This window comes from Belliella filtrata, from assembly GCF_022549775.1.
In the GTDB taxonomy this organism is placed as follows: Bacteria; Bacteroidota; Bacteroidia; order Cytophagales; family Cyclobacteriaceae; genus Belliella; species Belliella filtrata.
In genome coordinates, this window is record NZ_JAKZGP010000027.1 from 17,827 (window position 1) to 35,873 (window position 18,047).

12 protein-coding genes are annotated in these 18,047 nt (G+C 32.4%); 9 read left to right on the forward strand and 3 right to left on the reverse strand.

All coding sequences use genetic code 11. The features are described 5' to 3' along the window. Positions 1-468: 468 nt before the first annotated feature. Complete coding sequence (locus MM239_RS11335) at positions 469-624, reverse strand: hypothetical protein (RefSeq protein WP_241348356.1); 156 nt, start codon at positions 622-624, stop codon at positions 469-471. A gap of 349 nt (positions 625-973) precedes the next feature. Between MM239_RS11335 and MM239_RS11340 the strand changes: the two genes are divergently transcribed. The 7 genes from MM239_RS11340 to MM239_RS11370 all read left to right on the forward strand — a co-directional run bounded on the left by MM239_RS11340 (position 974) and on the right by MM239_RS11370 (position 10,744). After that, the gene (locus MM239_RS11340) at positions 974-1,528 is read left to right on the forward strand and encodes a hypothetical protein (protein WP_241348357.1); all 555 of its coding nucleotides are present in this window, start codon (positions 974-976) and stop codon (positions 1,526-1,528) included. 387 nt (positions 1,529-1,915) lie between these two features. Continuing rightward, complete coding sequence (locus MM239_RS11345) at positions 1,916-3,307, forward strand: hypothetical protein (RefSeq protein WP_241348358.1); 1,392 nt, start codon at positions 1,916-1,918, stop codon at positions 3,305-3,307. Between the two features lie 4 nt (positions 3,308-3,311). After that, the gene (locus MM239_RS11350; RefSeq protein ID WP_241348359.1) at positions 3,312-3,797 is read left to right on the forward strand and encodes a HEPN family nuclease; all 486 of its coding nucleotides are present in this window, start codon (positions 3,312-3,314) and stop codon (positions 3,795-3,797) included. An 18-nt stretch (positions 3,798-3,815) separates the two neighbouring features. Continuing rightward, positions 3,816-6,575 (forward strand): ATP-binding protein, encoded by a 2,760-nt coding sequence (locus tag MM239_RS11355; RefSeq protein ID WP_241348360.1) that lies wholly within the window; start codon positions 3,816-3,818, stop codon positions 6,573-6,575. A gap of 417 nt (positions 6,576-6,992) precedes the next feature. After that, a complete protein-coding gene (locus MM239_RS11360; RefSeq protein WP_241348361.1) occupies positions 6,993-7,937 on the forward strand; it encodes a hypothetical protein in 945 nt (314 codons plus the stop codon). A gap of 473 nt (positions 7,938-8,410) precedes the next feature. Further along, positions 8,411-9,307, forward strand: a complete 897-nt coding sequence (locus MM239_RS11365) for a hypothetical protein (RefSeq protein WP_241348362.1) — start codon at positions 8,411-8,413, stop codon at positions 9,305-9,307. Positions 9,308-9,901: 594 nt separating this feature from the next. Next, positions 9,902-10,744: a hypothetical protein gene (locus tag MM239_RS11370; protein WP_241348363.1), complete on the forward strand. Its 843-nt coding sequence runs from the start codon at positions 9,902-9,904 to the stop codon at positions 10,742-10,744. 74 nt (positions 10,745-10,818) lie between these two features. Here the strand turns inward: MM239_RS11370 and MM239_RS11375 are convergent, their stop codons facing one another. Both MM239_RS11375 and MM239_RS11380 read right to left on the reverse strand, forming a co-directional pair. Continuing rightward, positions 10,819-15,741, reverse strand: a complete 4,923-nt coding sequence (locus tag MM239_RS11375) for an nSTAND3 domain-containing NTPase (protein ID WP_241348364.1) — start codon at positions 15,739-15,741, stop codon at positions 10,819-10,821. A 6-nt stretch (positions 15,742-15,747) separates the two neighbouring features. After that, a complete protein-coding gene (locus MM239_RS11380; RefSeq protein WP_241348365.1) occupies positions 15,748-16,827 on the reverse strand; it encodes a ComEC/Rec2 family competence protein in 1,080 nt (359 codons plus the stop codon). A gap of 398 nt (positions 16,828-17,225) precedes the next feature. On the opposite strand from MM239_RS11380, the gene MM239_RS11385 reads away from it, so the two are divergent. Together MM239_RS11385 and MM239_RS11390 are read left to right on the forward strand one after the other, a co-directional pair. Continuing rightward, the gene (locus MM239_RS11385; protein ID WP_241348366.1) at positions 17,226-17,594 is read left to right on the forward strand and encodes a hypothetical protein; all 369 of its coding nucleotides are present in this window, start codon (positions 17,226-17,228) and stop codon (positions 17,592-17,594) included. Between the two features lie 95 nt (positions 17,595-17,689). After that, complete coding sequence (locus MM239_RS11390) at positions 17,690-18,022, forward strand: DUF4134 domain-containing protein (RefSeq protein ID WP_241348367.1); 333 nt, start codon at positions 17,690-17,692, stop codon at positions 18,020-18,022. The last annotated feature ends 25 nt before the right edge of the window (positions 18,023-18,047 follow it).

Here is an 18,047-nt window from a genome sequence, read left to right on the forward strand (position 1 = left end):
CTTATATAAAACCCTAGCACAGTGCGCAGCAATGTGGACCGCTGCCAACCAGTTTAGCATCACTTGTTTTTAGGGTTAGAAATTGAAGACACTGGCCGGGGTTATAACTTTAGATCTTAGATCTAAAATTTTAAATTTAAGATTTGACATAGAGGTATCCTTTGATCATCTTGAGAATGATTGAGGCTTTACTTTTCACATTGTTCCTTGGTCTATGAATCTTTTCTAGAAAAAAGGCATAGCTGTATTTGGCTAGAAAAACTTCCGTTTTTTCCAGCTGGTACGGGAACAGTGAAAAGTTCCTGATGGCTAAGAAATGGGGATCTTTCCGATGGTGCTTCTGCAGTAGCTATGTGATCGGAAAGAGTTTGTGAACAGGCAAATACTGATTCATCAGAATGCTGTATGGAAAGTATACTGATCACTTCCAATAAGAAAATAAAAGAAGTGTCAATAACTAGATTATTCTCAAACTGGGGACTTTATGATGTTTCTTTGAATCTCCTTTAGATGGAAAATCCTTCTGAGCTGATAGGAAGAAAAGCAAGTCTCACCTTCTACCCTATTCACTAGGGTAAGTTGCGAAAATGCAAAAAGGTCTTTGTTTGAAATGCTCGCTCTCATGGTTTGTAAGAATATAAAAACGAGTCTTGAATTGGTCGAAAAAAGAACACTATAGCGTGGGCTTCTACCAACCACATCACAAGGTTCCGACGCCTTCTAAGAATGGTAACGATAGAGCCCAACAGCTATAGTGCATACAAATGTATACAAAATACCTGTATGGGCATTAATCTACCGTCTCGTCTTAGAATCAAATTGTCGGAATTTGTGATCGAGACTCTTGAATTAATACCAACACTAAATAAGCTTAAGTAGCTAACTAGTATATCTTTTCCAAATATATAAAAGTTAGTAGAATAAAAAAACATTTTGATAAATTTTGTCGCGACAATTTAAAGTCAATTTGTCTATGGGACAGATAGACTTAGTAATTGCCAAGCGTGTAAAAAAGAACATAGAATATCTATTGAAGATATCAGATTTGACTTGGGATGCTTTGGCAGAAGGAGCTAAAGTTTCCTCTCCAACATTACGTAGAGTGTTTGACCTAAATACAAATCTCTCAAAAAGTAATAGAAATAAAATTGAAATTTTTTATGGGATCACATTAAACACCATAGATAAAGTTTCCATAAAGTCGATTCCTGAAGGTTTTGAGGATGCTCCATTTAATGATTTCAAAAACAACAATACAGGAAACCGTAGTTTTTTCAAATCTAAAACCAAGTTATCAAAAGCAGCTCATTTTGTTCGTAAGCAAATTCTTAAAGATGATTATTTTAAAGATCCTCATCAGAAAAAAGATATGATTAATAGACTAAAGGCATCAAAAAATTATAAAACAATATATACTGATTCTGCTATGGCTAAGGAAATAGAAAGGTTACACAAAGAAGACAAAGTACTGTTTATAGAAGACACCTTTTCCAATTCTTCTATTTTTAAATACTTTCGAAAGAATTAATGATTTGGGTAACAAAATAATCTTGGAATTTAACAATCCCCACTCAATTTAAAGTTAAGTTCTTCATTCATTCATTTTTTACTTTTTACCTTGATGCAAAAAGTAACCAAAAAAATAATAATTTCGAACGCTCCCCCACTATCACCATCGCCGGCTCGCTCGAAATTCGTTCCTGTCTGCATAAGGCGGCTAAAGTTGAAAATAAAAAGTTTTTTCAGTGAAAAATACCCTGTAGTTGGTATTTTATGTTAAGATCGGAATGGGTATGTTTGGTGATAATTAAGAAATATCAGTAACACTTATGAGTATAGCATGCCATATGGCATACATAGCGTAAGAGTTGCGGAGAGCAAACGTTAGCTGCAAGCTTGAAAACACAAACTGCAAATGATAAAAATATATTTCGATTGGAACGTAATGTCGCAAATAAAAAATGGTGACCATAAAGAGTTAAGAGAAATAATTTTTGATAATGAAAAATTATTCATTCCTTTTTCTACTTCTCATATTGGAGATATATTTTCTAGCTTTAAAGAAACAGACACACAAAGAGATTATATAGAATCAGATTTAAACTTTATTTCCGAGTTAACTAAAGACAAATGTTTAATGAACACAGGAAAAGATGTTGTGCTTGATTTTTACCCACCTAAAGAACTTTTTGAACAAAGAATTGAGGAAAAAGACCTTTTTAACGATATAAGTCTTGATGGATTAATGAAAATTTTCGAACAGGATGACCTCATTAAAAGTATTGGAAAATCGCTTATTAATCTGCTTAAATCAATACCTCTCGAAGAATCATTCAAGCAAGCATTTGAAAATCCAGAAAGTGCTGAACAAATGGACAAAATGTTTCCAGGACTTAAAGAAAATCCGACAATGGAAGGATTTTTTAAGAGTTTTAGTAAAATGAACTTAAACCTTAACGAATCTGACGGATATCAAGAATTAAGAAAAACTGTTCAAGGAGGAATGGGAATTAATAGAGATAAGATTTTTGACTCAGATGACCCATATAAAATAATTGACGGGAAATATAAAAAAATTGGTACTAGCCCAAATCAATTTATAGATAATTCAAAAAATGCACCCGAGTGGTTTAATGAAATCACAAATGAATATCTTTTACTTGATATGCACGGCTATCAAGAAGATAAAGTAAACATAAAAAAAGGAAGAAAAGAAACATTTAGAAATACAACAGAAGATGCATTTCACGCTGCATTTGCTTCTACTTGTAGTTTTTATGTAATAAACGACAATAAATCATATAAGAAAACTAAATTGATTTATGAAAAACTCGGAATTAATACAATAGTTTTTAAACCGTCTGAATTCATAGAATACTATCAAAAATATCTTGATATAAAAGATGCTATTTTAAATTTCAGAATACCATTCGAAATAATCAAAACGGCTGAATTTTATGAAGAAGTAATGGAATCAGCAACTTTAAGAACTTATTACGTTCCATTCTTTTTCTTTGGGTTTTTTAATAAAATTATGGTTCTAATTCCTAATGATGGTAGTGATACAATTTTTCTTTTAAGTCAAAATGGCCCAAGTAATCATAGAATTTACTCAATGGAAATCCAGCATTTACATAAACAATTATGTGAAATACTTGGAGATGATATTGAGAACTTGGGACAGATTAAAGATGAAGAATTTAAAGAAAAAGAATGGGTTGGAAGAAAATGGATATTAGGTGAAATTACTTTCCGATTGACAAGACCAAACGGTCATTTTCAATTATATTTTGACCAGCAAAATTAAATTTATGGGAATTCAAAATGGCAAATACGATGTAGAGTTAATTCGCAGAACAAAAGAATTAATTAAATCATATAAGGGTAAATACAACCTGACACTTTTAATGAATGGAATTTTGAGTTTAATTGTCTTACCACAACAACACAATGCAAGAGTAAGAAAACTTAATTTTATGAATAAGGATTTAAATGATATTCCAGAAATCCAATTTGTTTTGAACTCACCAAATTTTCATTTTGACAGACGTGGAAATAATAATGACTTGAAGAATCTATTAACCCGAATAAGAAACGGAATCGCTCATCAAAGAATTGAATCGATTAGTGAGGACAATAAATGGAAAGGAGTAATCATACAAGACGGTCAAAATGGAAATATTGGACTAAATCTCGAACTTAAAACCTCTGAATTAAGAAAATTTGCATTCTATATTGCAGATGAATACTTAAAGGAACTGAATAAAAAGCCAGCAGCTAACATTGTGATGAATTAATAAAAAACGAATCTAAATATGACTACTGAACAAATTCTTAGAATTAAAAGCGCAATGATTATTTATTCTCTCGAAACAAGCCTTGGAAACTTCGTGCTTAGTTCTGAATTTCAAGATAGTATTTCTGAAAATAATATATCAGGAATTACAAATAGACTCAAAGAAGGTCAAAATTTCTCTGACAAGGACAATATCACATTACTTATTGAATCAAGTTATTTGGATGAAGTTTTCAACTTTGCAATCGACATAACAAAAGGCACTTCCTATGAAGTTAAAATGAGGTCATTGAAGGATTTTTGTTCTACATTAAATATTTTTGATATAAGAAATGCAATAAGTCATCCAAACAGACCTTTTCCTGACACTTATTGGTTTAGAGCAGCTACTATCGCAAGTGACCCATTAATTTTACAGTTAGGGTTAGGAGAGGTTAGGCAGGCATTAAATGCAGCTCAAGCTGAACAATTATCACCACCACCTGATGATTGGATTAACAATGTAAAGTGGGCTATTCCTAATACTTTGCCTGAGTCATTTGACCATGAAATAACCGGATTACTTGGAAGAGATTCAGAAACTAAAGATCTGGAATCTACTATTTCAAAAGCTAGAAATAATTTGGTTGCAATTGTTGCTCCTGGTGGTGTTGGAAAAACAGCTTTAATCTTGCAGTTTTTAAAGGATATTAGCCTAAACCCTAAATGGTCTACAAAAATCAATGCTATTCTTTTTTGTACATTAAAAAATGAAAGATTAACCCCAGATGGAATTGAAAAAATAGAGGCTATAAATGGAATTGACCAGATAAAGACCTCATTGTTAGATGATTTAAATTCAATTTATCTTGACAAAAAATTTGATTCCTTTGAGGGTGCAACTACACAGCTCGAATCAGAAAAGATACTAATTTGTATTGATAACCTTGAAACATTATTAGTTCATTCCCAAGAGGAATTTTTAAATTTCAATGAGTCATTACCTTTATTATGGAAAGTAATTGTGACAAGTAGAATTTCAATTGATTCTGCCACAACTGTTCCTATACAACCTTTGGGTAAAAGACATGCGGTTAATTTATGTAGAAATTATTTTAAAAGAAGAGGCGTAAGCAGCTTCAAACAAGAGGATTTAGAAAACATTGCCTTTAGAGCAAATAATAACCCACTTGCTATACGACTAACTGTAGACCTATATGTTAAAGGCATCGATATTGCAGAATCAATAAGCAAATCACAAAAAGATATTGCTGCATTTTCATATAACAACCTTATCGAATCGCTAAAGGAATACTCAATTTGGATTTTGGAGGCAATTTACGTTTCGGGTCAAGTCAGTAAATCTCAATTACTTGACCTATTGGAGTTATCAAATGATGAAATTTCAGAATCTATTAACGAACTGTCTAAAACTAGTTTAGTAGTTAGAGATACGAGTGAGACTGGAAATGACCAATTCAAACTAAGTGATTCAATTAAAGACCTTTTGCTTGTTAACCCTATTAATATTGAAGTTCGGAGTAAGATTTCAAATAAGGTAAAGGAGCGAAAAAACAAAATTCAAGAACAATTAAATCGAAATCAAATATTAGGAATTAATGAGTTTGATGTAGAATTCATTTCAGAAAACATATCAGATACAATTAGAGCTTTAGTTGTTGACTTAAATAAGGCATTGGCAAGACCTTTTGCTAAGCGAAATCATTTTGATTTAGTAAATCTCAAAAATAGATTTACTGAACTAATAGCATATAATTCATCTAATCATGAATTGCTATTTCACTATTCAAGAATCTTAAAAGGGATAAGAGATGAAGCAGGAGAAACACAAGTAATTGAGGAAGCATTGAAACATGATAATTCCAATCCTAGATATTTATTTGCGAAAGGTTTAATTCTCTTTCATCAAAAGGATTCTGAAAAGGCTAATGAAATATTTGAGAAGCTCTTAAATAATGGTTATGGGAATCCAGAGAATTCTTCAAAAAAGTATTCGTCTTCTTTGACCAAATTGAATTTTCTATGCCTGTTAAATATTGGACGATATACAGAAATTTTGGAAAGAAGCATTGATTGGAAAAATGAAAGCGACTGGAAAGTTATGATGGGTACATACAGGGCAACAGCTTTGAAACGTACAGTTGAAATAAAAAGGCACAATTATCCAGAAAAAGAGAAAGCTTATTCTAAAATTCTGGATATATATGAATTCATTTTTCAAAAGGAAAGTTATCCCTACCTTGCTTGCAATGAAACGCTTAAATTTTTAAAGGATCTATCAAGTTTTAATATTAATGCCTCATTTTCGAATGATTTCGTTTATAAATTCATCGAATTTGTTGCGAATCATTTTTTCAATATTGTATCCGCAATCAAAGGGCAATCAATAGACAATTCAGATAATAGAACATTTTTAGAAGGCCTACGAAATATAAAATTTGAGTCTGCGGAAAATCCCCTGAAAAATTCAAAATGGTTCACTCCAGTTAAGGTGGAGCAATATGATAAAGAGCATATTGAGGAATTACTTGATGAGGGTTATACTATCGTGCGTGTAAATAATATACCTGAAAATAGCTTTGGGATGTCAAGCTTTATATTTGCAAAAGATGAGGAAGGAAATGATTTCTTTCTCCATGTTGATAATTTTGAACATGGATGGACAAGATGGGGATATATAAAATTACATGATAAATTGGGAATTAAATATGAAAGGCTTTCAAATGATAAAGCAACAGTTCCTTATGAAATCCTTGAAATAGACAAATTTGAAATATAACTCATCACAGTCGAGGTACTGTCTTAAATTCCAAGTAATTTTTAAAGGTTTTTATTAAATTTACAATAGCGAAAAGAGGGCTTCAGGCGATTCGTTGCACGGAAGTTCATCTACCCACAATGCCACCGCCGACCCGGATCTCCGTCTTCCCGCCCGCATCAGGCGGTTTGTAGTAGAAGTGGAAGGAGCAGAAAGTTGTCATTATCACCATGAATTTTTTGAAAGCCTCTTATATGGGGTTTTATTTTTTTTACCTTGAAAAATACCCTTTAGTTGGTATTTTATGTTAAGATCGGAATGGTTATGTTTGGTAATTGGGAAATATCAGCAACACTTGTGCCTATAGCATGCCATATGGCATGCTATAGGCACAAGTTGCGGAGAGTAAAATGTAGTGGCAATTTAAACGAAACAGAAATGAGTAAAAGACTACCAACAGAATTTGCAATAAATATGAACTTGGAGAAAATGATTATTCTTCAACAGCCAGAACTAAAATTGGTATCAGAATTCAACTATTTTGATAAAAATAGCCCTTGTCATATTTATTTCATTTGTAAAAAGCCAAGACTAACTATAATTCCAGAAAAATTTGAAGCAACTGAGGAATATATAAAAATGACTTTTGGAGTTAATAGGAAAGGAAAAATAGAAGAAATAGAATATAAGTTTGCCAACAATTTTGACACAGAAGATATTGAAATCATCTCTGAATATCCATTTAACATATTTCAGTTAAAAAGCAAAGGAGAGCAATTAGTTGACGCAAAAGTTTCTCCATTCTTGCAAACTTTAGTATCAGGAGACTTTTTAAATTTGGAGGTTCTTTATATCGGACAATCTTATGGCGTAGATGGTGCAAGGACTGCACCAGATAGGTTAGTAAGTCATTCTACTTTACAAGGAATTTATGCTGAAGCTATAATCAATAACCCCGATAGTGAGATTTATTTAGCATTAGCATCATTTGCTCAAATAAATTTAATGATGATGGACGGACGGACAAAATTTTCAACAGAGGAGCTACTAGAGGATGATATTAGAAGGAAAAAAGTGTCCGAGAGACTCAATTGGGGAGGCATAAATGAACAACAGAAGATAAACTTTACAGAGGCTGCATTAATTCGATATTTTCAACCAAAGTATAACAAAATCTATAAAGACACTTTTCCTAATCCAGCACATTCGACCTATTCAGAATGTTATGAATTGGACATAAACGCAGTTTGTATAGAATTGCAGACTTATGAAATGATTAATTGTTGTTTTTATTCAGATGAAGTTAAACCAGCACCCTGGAATATGCATCATTTTTTACTAAATTCAGAAGAAGAACGGAAAAGTATGTTTGAAATAATATAAACTGCCACTAACATTTAGCCTACTAGAGAAAAGCCCTCGAAAAAAGGCCCTAATAGGAGAAAAAATCTATCAGGGCTTTTTCTAGTGGCTGTTGACTGACATCCGCAGGGTGAAGGGTTTGCTAGGTGGAATAGCAAGTTGATTGGTGGATTTTAGGAAGTGGTTGTTTTAGTTTTTGGTTGTATTTAAGAGATTCTGCTTTTGTTTGGGGATGGAATCTCCTTACCTAATATTTGGGTATTTGATATTCTTGCATGTCTTGATACCAATTATTGATTTTTAGATCATGTAATTGGATCAAGAAGATGCGTGATTGAATAAGATTGGTCTTAGGAAAGAAAGTTGGGATTAGTTGAGAGAATTAAAAAAGAAATGGATAAATTCAGACTGACAAACAAAAGCAAGAAATCAGAATAAATCGAAGTGGTTGGTTAGAGTTAGGTAAAAGCTTAAAAAAAACCAGTTTTAATGGAATGAAAAAATATAAACTAAAAAAACTAATAAAAAGAATTGATGAATTGCTTGATAAGGTTAACTCTCTTCCAGACACATTGGTAAATAGCTCTGACCTTGGCAGATTTTATGATAAGATTGACGAATCTGAAAAAGAAAAAATTTATTCTAAAACTGCTTCAATATATGAGGAAGCACAAAGTATCAAAAGAGATGTGCGAGCATTTATTGATACTTATTTTGGAGAATGCGAATATAAAGAAGTCGTTTCTCAGTTAACATTCAGACATAAAACCTTAAGAGCAAATTTTGGAAATTATTTAGATGATGAAGCCTTTAATGAAGATAAGCACATACTTACAAATGTATTATTACAAATGAAAGCAGATTTTGAAAACGGTAAAGAAATTAACTCTTCTAAATCAATATTTGAGAACAGTCTATTTTGGATAATAATCGTTCCTATTACTGGGTTAGCATTTTTCATAGGGGGACTTGAAAACAAATATTCAAACAACTATCAGACGGATAAATATAAAAAACTATATTCTTCTTATCAAGACTCTTTAACGCAGAAAAAAGATTCAATAAACTTATTAATAAATATCAATGACAGCATTTCACTAATCAATAAAGATTTACATTCACAAGTTGAAAATATTGAGTTAAACAGTAAAATTTCATCAGAATTAAGTACCCAACTTTCGGACATAAGGCTTAGTAGTTTTTATACCGAAGACGAATTTGGTGAATGGGAAGAACGAACAATAATTATCCTTGAAAAATGGAAAGATAATCAGCTAAAAGAATATTACATTAAAAAATTGGAAGCAACCAAAAAATATTATTATATAAAAGAAGACTATAAGAAAAACGCTGAGAATACGTTGGAAAAAATTTTATTGATGATAAAATAAAAAAACCATGTCTAGTCGAAACAAAGGGTAATCCTAGCCTTTTGAGACAGACTTTAGATGAACCTGGCTTATTATTCTGCAGTGGTATAGTCCATTTTGTTAGACTAATTGATATCCCAATTTCTGGTAACTTAGTTTTTATTTTTTGGGAGTAGCTTTTTTCCTGCCAGATAATTTTCAAAAACTGTGTATTATGCGGTTTTATAATAACCATCCCCATTATACACTGGAATTTTAGTAAAGAGTATTTTAGGTGGAATTTGGAACAAATAATTCGTAATTAAAAAATTTGGTATTTGATTGGGCTCAATTGGAATTAAATTTGTTATTGATTGATTATATTTATATATTTATCTGTAATTGTAAATTCAAATCGTAATGGGGTTAATAAAAGCAATATCAAGTTGGAAAGAACGGAAAAAAAATTCTGATCTTAAAAAGATAAAAGTAACATCAAATGGTGCCTTTTACATGAATTCTGTTGACTTGTTCAATAACAAAGAAGAAGCATTGATCCTATTAGAAAAATTAAACAATTCCATAAAGAAACGTAATGAGTATTCTAAAGAATCTCTACTTTCATCTGAATAAAAAATGCCTCGGTTAGATTTAATTCTACTTCCTTTGTTAGGGGGATATATTTTTTTAGTAACCTTTAATCTGACGAAATATTATCACTTACGACTTGAGAGACAAAAGCTTATTTATAATTCTTTAGTCTCTGCTGTAATACTATCAATGGTTGTTTATTTGATTGATTATTTTTTATTACAGTCTGATAAATTCATAGTTATTTGTAATTTCAAAGTTGGTGATATTAGTTTTTACAGGTCTTGGATTAATGAATATGTAAGTGATATTTTTAAATTTAAACCAACAAATGGACTGAAACATGCTATTCTAGTTTTTGTTATTTCGTGGCCATTAGCACGGTTTTTAAATTTATTTTTTTCAAGAGAATTTGCCTTCGATTACACAATTGAAAGGTGGGGAAATCAGTTAGATAGGTTGATTTGGTTTTCTTTAGCGGAAAAGAAAGATGAAGATAAGCTTTTAATGATTACAACTAAAAGTCGCAAAGTGTATATCGGTTATATTAATCGAATATCTGAGCCATTGGGAGAAAACCATATAAACCTTATACCGAGTTTTAGTGGCTATAGAGACAATGAAAGTTTAGATTTAAGAATTACAATTTCTTATACCGACGTAATTAAGAAATATGTAGAAGAAGATAGAGCTGATAAAATCGACAAACTTGGTATCGTATTCCCTGTCAATGAGATATTATTTGTGTCAAAGTTTGACCTAGAGATTTTCGGACGATTTAATAAATTAGGAGATTCAGCAAAAAAATCTCCGAAAAATGGTATAATTAAAAGCTTTTTATCTTGTTCCTTTGATTTTTTGCAAAAATTGATTTTGAAAGAAAAGTAATAAATGATCTAAAAAAGAGATTCTTTCTAATCTTTATGTGGTTAATGTAAGAACTAAGGAATGCAATAAGAATATTAATCAACAGTTTTATATTGGATCAGTTCCTCCCTTAACAAATAGGCAGCCGTAGAACCTTCTTCAACTAGATAATCTAGTATAAATAAGAAATTATTTATAATAAGCCTTTGATTTTTAATAATATTAGCAAAATTGTAAAATGCCTTGATCGCAAACTCTTCCAGGAGTTTAAAATCGACTTCTTTTGAGGGGGAATCAGACAATTCATTGTGAATCAGCACTTTTCTTATCCAGGAAATTGAATCAGGCATAAAGTTCCTGAAAGCGATACCTTTGAGAAGTTTAATTACTGAATTGACTTGATTATGGCCATAATTAAGTATGAATTCCTCATAAAAAATGTTTTTTCCTTCAAGAATCCCCCAAGTTTCTACAGACTTTTCCCAATCAATATCCAAAAAGAAAAGATTAATTAAATATCCTCGCTTATTCTCGATAATCCATTCATGAAGACTTTTCCAAAGGTTCCAAAAATTTGATGCTGGGCTTCCCTGAGCTGCAGCCAAGATGAATTCTTCAACTAAACTATAAACGAACTTAGCTTTACTTAGTTGAGTCATTTGAACTGATCTATAAAATTTGTCATCAGTATTATTTTCAATTAGAGTATTACTGATCAGTTCAATGAAAAGCTTTCTTGCAGTTTGCTGAGGTTGTAACAAAACATACCTTGCATAAAAGAATTGGATTGCTTGCCTACTTTTCCCATACTCAAATTCGCTATATTCATCCCCTTTGGAAAGTGTATCCAAATGAAACTGCAAAACCTTTTGGATAAATTCAGCATGTAACTTAATCTTTGAATCTTTAGGAATTATCCTAATTGTATCAGCTACAAAGGAATCTATTGACTTGTGAAAATGGAGGTTTAAGCAATTACTAGGTTGAAAGGTTCCTTCCACAACAGATTTTATAAGTTTGTCAATCCAGTCTTTGTTTTCTGTTTTTTTGACAGGATAAATATTATATGGGTCAATTTTTTTAGCATTCTCAAATTCTTTTTGTTTGTTTTCAATATAATTAAGAAGACCGAACCAACATTGCAATACAAAATTCGGATGTGTTTTATTTAAATATTCTGTTAGCCCAAGCTCAAGGTATATTTTAGATTGTTCATCTATATTTGAAATCAAAAGTCTAAAAATCAATTTTTTAAACTTCTTTAACTCGGAATCTTTTTCCAAAATGCCAAAAATTAAAGAAAGCCCCAAAAATCCGGGTTTGTCAAAACTACTTATGGAAGGAATTGAATAAGGATCTGTAGGGCAGAGTAGCCTCTCTCCAAAACTGTAAATTTCATTTTTGCACCATAGTTTTTCTTTTTTGGTTAGTTCAGCAAGAAAGTCCCTTATTCCAACTGCTGCTATTGCGCTTGAATGATTAAGGAATTCTAATCCTTTTATTTCCCTAGCACAATTCTGATACCTGACTTTCCATGATTCATAATCATTATCGAACACTTTTTCACCATCAAAAACCTGTTTTGCCCAAAAGCTGTCTAATGCTGGAAAAAACAATTTGGAATCGCCTGTTTTCGTTACCATTTCCTGTATTTGATCATCATACCCAGGTGAAATTTGAACCATATTTCCCAATCCTTGCTGGTCTAAGGATCTATAGTTATATTTTCTAGCATCCATATCGAAAAGGAATTTCCTCATTAGATTATCCCCTTCATCTAATGATTCCCACATTCGATCGACTTCCTTAAATAAAAGAGTATTATAGGTCTGGTGGTAAAACATATAGTCTGCCACAAATCCGACCAATCCCAAAAAATACTTCTTCCGATGTGGCCTTTTGTTTTCTAATATCCTCTCTTCTCGCAAATAAAGATTATTGTGATAATAATTAGATGTGAATGATTCACTACTATATCGTGAACTATCCCATTTGTAAAATTCCTTAACTCCTAGAAGGCTGACAGACGTTTCATCCAATAATTCAGGGTAGGCTTGGATTATGCTCGAAACAACTGCCAAAACCGAAACACTATTCGACTCTTTTATTAATCTTTCTAAAATCTTTCTTAGAGTAGAAAAATTATCTTCTCCTGAATCTGCAAGATCAAGCCCGCCTTTCTCAAGAGCCATAAGCAATGAAGAGACTAAATGATTTATCGCATTTGTTCCTCGATACATAATCCAATAATCCGAACTGCCATAATATTCCTTTGTTGATCCATCAGAAAATGAAATCGAAACAATTAAAGCTTCACTTTGTCTCAACAAACGAGCTTCGTAATTATTTTTAAATGCTTGGTTTAAGAATGGAATCCAAAAATCTAGTGCTAATTCAGGATGATGAAGAAAATGCCAGTAGAAAAAGCTTTGGAATCCACTTGGAGAATCATACATGTAGTTGAGATTGCTATTAAGACCGAAATCTTTTAGATCAGGGACTGTTTGTATTTGAGATAATAATCCCCCAAGTCCAAATGACTTTTCTTTTTTACTCCATACATCAATGGCTATTTTAATAACTTTATCAGGATAATATTTGCATATTTGGTCAGACAATACTCCTCGGATTAAATAATGTCTGATGTTTTTCAAGAGTCCTTTTGCTTTCCATTTACTGTGTTCAACATCAATGTTTTCTGCAGCATCTATTAGACCTTTGATTGTTTCCGGTAAGGCTGAAGTAAGACTAAATAGAATGGAAAGTAATGGCATTAGAATAGTATCATTCAACTTTTTAAAAAGGTCATCATTGTATTCAAATTGATGCCTAAAAATGTAATCTACAATTAGCTCACCAACTTCTTTGGCAGATTGAGGTAATTGTGAAACATTGAATTCTGGAAGTTGTTTGCTCCATGACTTCAAGAATGAAATATAGATATTTTCAAATCCTGGAAATGATAACACAGTTTTAAGGTTCTCTCTAATGAATTTAGGAACAAAGTCCCATCCAGATCCAATGGGTAAAAATTCATTGAGGCTTGTTGAATTAAAATTCTGGATCATGCATCCTGTTTCTAGCAACAGAATTATCTTTTTTAGAAACTCACCTCTATTTTTCAAAAATTTCTCAGTTAATGTCTCTAATAAAACATGGGATCTTTCCGATCTTAGGGTGGCAATTAAAATTACATCCACTTTATTATTATCATTACTTGGGTCAGCCAAAATCGAATTAGCCATCTTAATTGCTGACTTTGGATTATTCTTATAAAAATCCTCTAACCAAATTCGAAATGCCCTAATAATGCCGGGATTATTTTCAATAGACTTTAGGAATTCGATAGGGGAAGTTGATGAAATCAACTTCTGTTGAATATATCTGGTTAAAGCCCAATCCTCAAGGATATCATGTGATGGAGAATAGCGTTCTATTTCTTCGGGACTCGTTTGGAGAAGGCCGTCTTTGATCAAATTGCCAATGACTTTATGCGATTTATTCGAAGTTGTAAATAGATCCAATTCACGGGCCCTTTTCACACATATTGATTTAAAAATTTCTCCTCTTTTTGACTCTCCCTTTTCTACAATGTGTAGCCACATCAATTTTTTGAACCCAATCTCATCCAATTGATCATGTACAAGTAATTCCGGCAAAACCCTGATAGCCTTGTCCAAATAGTATGGTGTCCGAAGTATATTTTTAATTTTATGATTTTTTAGGAGAGGCTTGATTTCCGGAAATTCCTTTTTTACCAACTCCATTTCAGCATCATTGAATTCCTTCAATTGATAAAAAATCTCTCCCGAAGAAAGTTCAAACCGTAAATTGATTCTAAAACTTTGCAAAGAGTAATCTCTAATGGTGATCAAAAGATGAACATTAGAATATTGGTTGCAAGCTTTAATCAACTCTTTAAAGGCACCCAATCGATTGGACTCAATTACTTTTTCAAAACTTTCGATCCATATGACTACATGACTGGAAATGGCCGGACTTCTTAAGATTGATTGAAATTCGGTTTTGAATCCAGTTTTTGAATTTGTTTCCTCTAAAGAATCACAGGCAATTTGCTCACTTGAGAATGAAATTACTGTTACGTTATTATTTTGCTTTAAAGTAGAAATGAGAGATTTGGCAATTGCGGATTTGCCAACTCCCGGTTTTCCAAAAATTACAGCTGTTTTATTGCGAAGAAGAATTTTTTCAATTTCTTTGGTATTTCTGGTAATATTTAAAGTTCCAATTGTTTCTGAAATGCCTGATTTAAGTTGAATTTCATTTCTCTCAATGTGCTTAATAGTTTCGAATACAAGTGTACTTGTTTCCGGTTTAGAGATCAAAATCTCTTCAAGATTAGCCTTAATTAGCAGATTATTTAAAACAGTAATCTTTTTACCATGAAAAAGGTTTTTTTCCTCGAAGTTTTGGACAATTCCAACGAGGTAATAATTTTCAAATACTTTTGAAAAAATCCCGGCACCAGAAAGCCCTTTCATGTTGACACCTGCCTGCTGGTAGTAGGTATCAAGAACTTCTTTGGATTTAAAAATGACTTTTGAATCGTTATCTTTAGTTTGCTCGTAGAAAAAAAGTGGAAAGAATCGATCTTCGTTCTGTTCATTCATGTAAGCAAATCCTCTTACAATGAAGTCCCTTGTTTCTTCATTTGGTTCAATAATCTGGTAGGAAAACTCCAACCCCGTTAATTCAAGAATTTTTTGTTTTGACAAAACTAAAACAGCCAAATCATTTGTATCATCTGAAGCAATTACTCGATCAGTTTCCTTAAGCTGATATGAATAAAATTTTTTATTTGTGGAATTGAAAATCTTTTCAAGCTTAATATCAGTATTTGAAAATTTGAACTTAAAATCATCCCCTGCTAGACAATGCTTCGCTGTGAATACATATACATACTCAACTTGCTGCCCTGGAAAAAAAAGCAAAGCAGTACCAGTTACACCATTACAATGAACTCTGAGTGTTGCCAATTGAAGTATATTTTCTTTCAAATCAATTTAGGTTTGGGTTAAAGATAAAAAAAGAAATTCAACAAAGCCTTGATTATTAGGTGGGAAAGTACATTTGAACCGCCACCTCAAAAAGGGATTATTATCTACCGAAAATAAGTTTTTGAGTGCATCAGTTTCAGATGGAAATACAAATTCAATATCATTTTCCCTTTGGTCTTTTGTTAGAATCCTTGTCAAAGTCTCTTTGTCAGGATGGTGATTGTTTATACCATTTCCTGTGATTACAAATCTCGATGTCTTCATTAGATCTAATAGACTTGGGCTATTGTTAGCTTTGCTACCGTGATGAGACAATTGAACCAAATCAAATTTTACCTGGAAATCAGGGCCATAACCTAGATTTTTTAATGATGTTTCGACAGAACTAGGATGACTATCAGACAAAAACAAGCATTGTACACTATCAAATTGAATCATGAAAGCTATCGCTCCTCCATTCCATGGGTCTGTGTCTTCAATAAATCTTTTAAGGTTTAGTCCTTCAATTGTATTTTTATAGTCACTTTGTTTTAAAGTCCTACCTAACTTTATTACCTTCTGCTCCGAATGCTTCCAGTGTTCTTTTGATTTCTTTAGTTTTTTTAGATCAGGTGATAATATCTTAATTTTTAAACCAAATAAATCTTGATTTGGTAGATTATTATCTATTGATTGCATAACAACGAATCCATGATTTTCGAGAAAGGACCTCAAAGTAACTCCTTGATTAACACCTAACTTACCTGTTGTTGTATCTACTATTGAAGGGGAATAATTAAACCAAATTTGCTTAAGAACCTTTATTTTATCTTTAATCTGTGAGTCATTGATGAATCCAAGAATGGCACCTATATGATCAATATCAGGGTGTGTAACAATCCATAAATCAATTGCTTCATCTTTAGTGATTTTGGAAATCAAAGGCCCAAAAACTGCCTTATATGTATTCCCATACCCCCCGTCAACTAATATGTTATGCCATTTTTTGTCATTCCCAAAAAATCTAATCCAAATGGCATCTCCTCCTTTAACATCAAAAAACGTAATTTTAATTTTATGAGATTTTGAAAGTAAATTATAGTCCACTATTTGAGTGTTTTTTATTTACTAAGTTAAGAATTTTGAATGTTTTTTATTTTGATGAATGCTTATTTTTTTTGTTTTCTTCATCTTTTCATACAACTTGCCTTTATTAGGCTTTATCAATCAGATAAAAGTAATTTAATCACCGAATTTAGAAGCCTGAGCATACTTATTCCGATATATCTTATACTTTTTTATTCTAACACACCAGATTATCTATTTTAGTTAAAGTAACTCCAATTGTTTTTAAATGAATAGACCAGAAGCTTCTTGGCTGATTTAGTTTTTTAACCCATCAATTTGACCCACTTCCAAATCGCAGTGTGAATAAAAGTAATCCCGGCAGGTGAATTTTGTACTTCTCGATTGTATCCGAAAAGTTCAACTTCAAACCAATCACTATGCTCAATGAAATTACATGGGAACAGTTTTTCCTCGCTCTGGGAATCCTATTCACGGCTTACTATCTCTATGTGGCAGTACGCTACTTTGGTAAAGATATAGCCTCAAAAATGGAATTGAAAATCCCTTCCAAGAAAAAAGGACAGAAGCCTGAGACAAGTATCCTTCTTTCCGAATCGCAGTTTGCCAAGGCATTTGGTGAGCTGGAAATGATCAACGCCGATTTGCGGGATAATGTGATTCCAGCCTTTGCACGGTCTAAGGATAAAAAAGTGCTCTTGTTCCAAATCACCCAAAAGCTGGAAACCTTCGAGGGCTTGAATGTCCCTGCTTTCAGGCACGCCATCAACAACTGTATCCATGCCTAAGCAAAGAAGATCGGTCTGGAAATTACCCACGAGGAACTGGAAAACCGCTGGAAAGCCCTCATTGAAAATATGCCTACCCATAAAAATTAAAAACCATGAATGTAAACATTGCTACCTGCCCCAACAGAAATAGGAAATTCCTAATCCTGCTACTTATCGCATTTGTCCTTTGCTACTACAATGCCTACTCCCAAAGCGGAACGGCAGGGATAGTGGATGCAACCAATCACATCATAACCTATTACCAGACTGCCATCAACCTGATGTATGCCATCGGGGCATTGGTAGGGCTGATCGGTGCCATCAAAGTATACAACAAATGGAACAGCGGTGACCATGATACTGGAAAAGTGGCCACAGCATGGTTCGGCTCCTGTATCTTTCTGGTCTTGGTGGCTACTGTCCTTTCCAGCTTCTTTGGTCTGTAGCATGCTCAATTTTTTCAAATTCCCA

Excerpts from the sequence above, each read along its gene's own strand:
- MM239_RS11370 (WP_241348363.1), top strand. The coding sequence starts at position 9,902 with ATGCCTCGGTTAGATTTAATTCTACTTCCTTTGTTAGGGGGATATATT.
- MM239_RS11385 (WP_241348366.1), top strand. The coding sequence starts at position 17,226 with ATGCTCAATGAAATTACATGGGAACAGTTTTTCCTCGCTCTGGGAATC.
- MM239_RS11340 (WP_241348357.1), top strand. The coding sequence starts at position 974 with ATGGGACAGATAGACTTAGTAATTGCCAAGCGTGTAAAAAAGAACATA.
- MM239_RS11365 (WP_241348362.1), top strand. The coding sequence starts at position 8,411 with ATGAAAAAATATAAACTAAAAAAACTAATAAAAAGAATTGATGAATTG.
- MM239_RS11360 (WP_241348361.1), top strand. The coding sequence starts at position 6,993 with ATGAGTAAAAGACTACCAACAGAATTTGCAATAAATATGAACTTGGAG.
- MM239_RS11390 (WP_241348367.1), top strand. The coding sequence starts at position 17,690 with ATGAATGTAAACATTGCTACCTGCCCCAACAGAAATAGGAAATTCCTA.
- MM239_RS11335 (WP_241348356.1), bottom strand. The coding sequence starts at position 624 with ATGAGAGCGAGCATTTCAAACAAAGACCTTTTTGCATTTTCGCAACTT.
- MM239_RS11350 (WP_241348359.1), top strand. The coding sequence starts at position 3,312 with ATGGGAATTCAAAATGGCAAATACGATGTAGAGTTAATTCGCAGAACA.
- MM239_RS11355 (WP_241348360.1), top strand. The coding sequence starts at position 3,816 with ATGACTACTGAACAAATTCTTAGAATTAAAAGCGCAATGATTATTTAT.
- MM239_RS11345 (WP_241348358.1), top strand. The coding sequence starts at position 1,916 with ATGATAAAAATATATTTCGATTGGAACGTAATGTCGCAAATAAAAAAT.